Raw genomic sequence first — 1,992 nt, 5'->3', positions numbered from 1 at the left:
TAGTATTATCGGTTGCTCAAACAAATTGTTTAGCTGTTTTTTATTTATTTTTATTTTGTTTCAAAGAATTCCTTGTTGTTAATTATTATCGTCAGGTCAAAATTATAGTTTAGGGATTTTATCAAATTTTTGATATTTTTTTATATAAAAAGAACCGTAAATCTAATCAGGGTTTTTACCCCCAAAAAAGATCTACGGTCTTTAATATTCTATTTACATTCCTAACTGTTGTGAAAGCCAAGAACCTTGCGAATTAAGCTGTTGTAATGCTTTTTCCATTGCCCCAAATTGCTTCCAAAGTCTATTTTCATACGAATTGATTTTATCTTGTTCTCTATAAATGTTAGCATCAAGAGATTTGATTTGTTTAGCCATAAAACTAGTCGTATCAACAGTGGAATTCGGAGATCCAGCTATTGACCCCAGTTGTGTAATGGTTGCATTTAAGCGATCATAAATTCTCCACCCAAAACCACTTTTCTCATGCAAATTGGTGTCGGTCGCAGTTGTTGCAGAGCCAGTGGCAGTCTCTTTAGCAGTGAAAAGTTTCTTTACATCTTCTAAATTCGTTTGCAAAACTCCTTTTAGTTTAGCTTCGTCCAATACTAATTTACCGCTATCCCTATAATTTGTAGAGAAGTTTATCCCAATGTCTTTTAATGAGTTAAAGCTTGAAGAAACTGCTGGATTTTGAACAGTAGAGACTAGACTATGCCGCATTTCTGTAAGGAAGGATCTAATTGTTGAATCGCTCGTTAGCACTCCACTCTTTGCTTTTTCGTCCCAAAGCTTAATATCGTTGTCCTTCATATCCTTTTTTTGGTCATCAAGTAAAGGGGGATAATCTCGATATTTTTTCTCTGACAATTTACCATTTAGGTCTGCTATTATTTCATTGTATTTATCTACAAAAGTTTTAACACTGGTAAATATACTATCCGAATCACTCTTATTCGTTACATTTACTGTCCCACTACTCATGCTCGCCTTAATATCAAAGGTCATCCCATCATACGTTACAGAATTTGAATCAGTTCGAAACTCGAGTCCATTAATGAACATTTTAGCTTGTGCCGCATCTGTGCCAGCCACTACTGATGTGGTTGCATCGCTGCTATAACTTCCTCCTGAAATGGAACCTGCTGGTATACCCAATTTAGTAAGAAGGTTTGATGCCCCCTCTGCTATGTTAACATCTTGACCAGCACCTGCAGTAGCGTTTGTAAAGGTGTAAGATTTTTCAACAGAAGAATATGACACCTTTAGTGGAGTTTTACTAGTTATGTCATCTAAGACAGTGGATAGTTTTGATGTAATATCAAATTGATAGATTTGCCCATTTATTGATAATGATGTTTTTCCACTTCCAGTCGCATCTTCCGTTACACCTAAATCACTTAGTGTTTTTGTTGTATCTAAACTACCTGTTTGAAAAAACTTCACAGAAGCTGCAATAGCTGGTTTTGCTTGTTGTACATTTGTAATTTCATATGAAGTTTGTGTTGGTGTCCCGCTAACGGTTGCGGAGACAACACTTTCATTTGAAGAACTTGCAGTTTGCTTGTTGAAGGTCGATTGCAACCGCAAACCTTCCATCGCTTTTCGGAACTCATCCACTTTTTTGTTCACATCACGATAGGCATCGGATTTCCAGGTTGACATGATTTTTGTTTGTTGCATTTTGTTTAAGCGGCTGCTCTGTGCTTTAACCAGGTTGGCGACGATTTCATCCGTATTCATTCCAGACGCCAGACCGCTTACTCTCAATGTATTTCTAGTATCAATCACCCTATTCACTCCTTTTTGATTTACGTTTTATCAGTTTTATATCAAAAGAATTAATAATATGTAATTAATTATCGGTTTAATTATAAAAAAGTTAAGTATTTTTTTGAAATCTACTATGCAAAAAAAGAGACGCTAAAAAACGTCTCAATAAAATCATCTTAAAATGCCATTCGCAATTCCAATCATCTGATCTGCGTATGATAC

At 35.4% G+C, this 1,992-nt stretch carries 1 protein-coding gene; it reads right to left on the bottom strand.

The window, feature by feature from the left end:
* Positions 1-213: 213 nt before the first annotated feature.
* On the bottom strand, positions 214-1,788 hold the full coding sequence (gene fliD, locus V7137_RS16480) for a flagellar filament capping protein FliD (RefSeq protein ID WP_335699087.1): 1,575 nt from the start codon (positions 1,786-1,788) through the stop codon (positions 214-216).
* Positions 1,789-1,992: the final 204 nt, after the last annotated feature.

This window comes from Neobacillus drentensis, assembly GCF_036962765.1.
Classification (GTDB): Bacteria; Bacillota; Bacilli; order Bacillales; family Cytobacillaceae; genus Neobacillus; species Neobacillus drentensis_C.
This window is presented reverse-complemented; position numbering and strand designations above follow the sequence as displayed.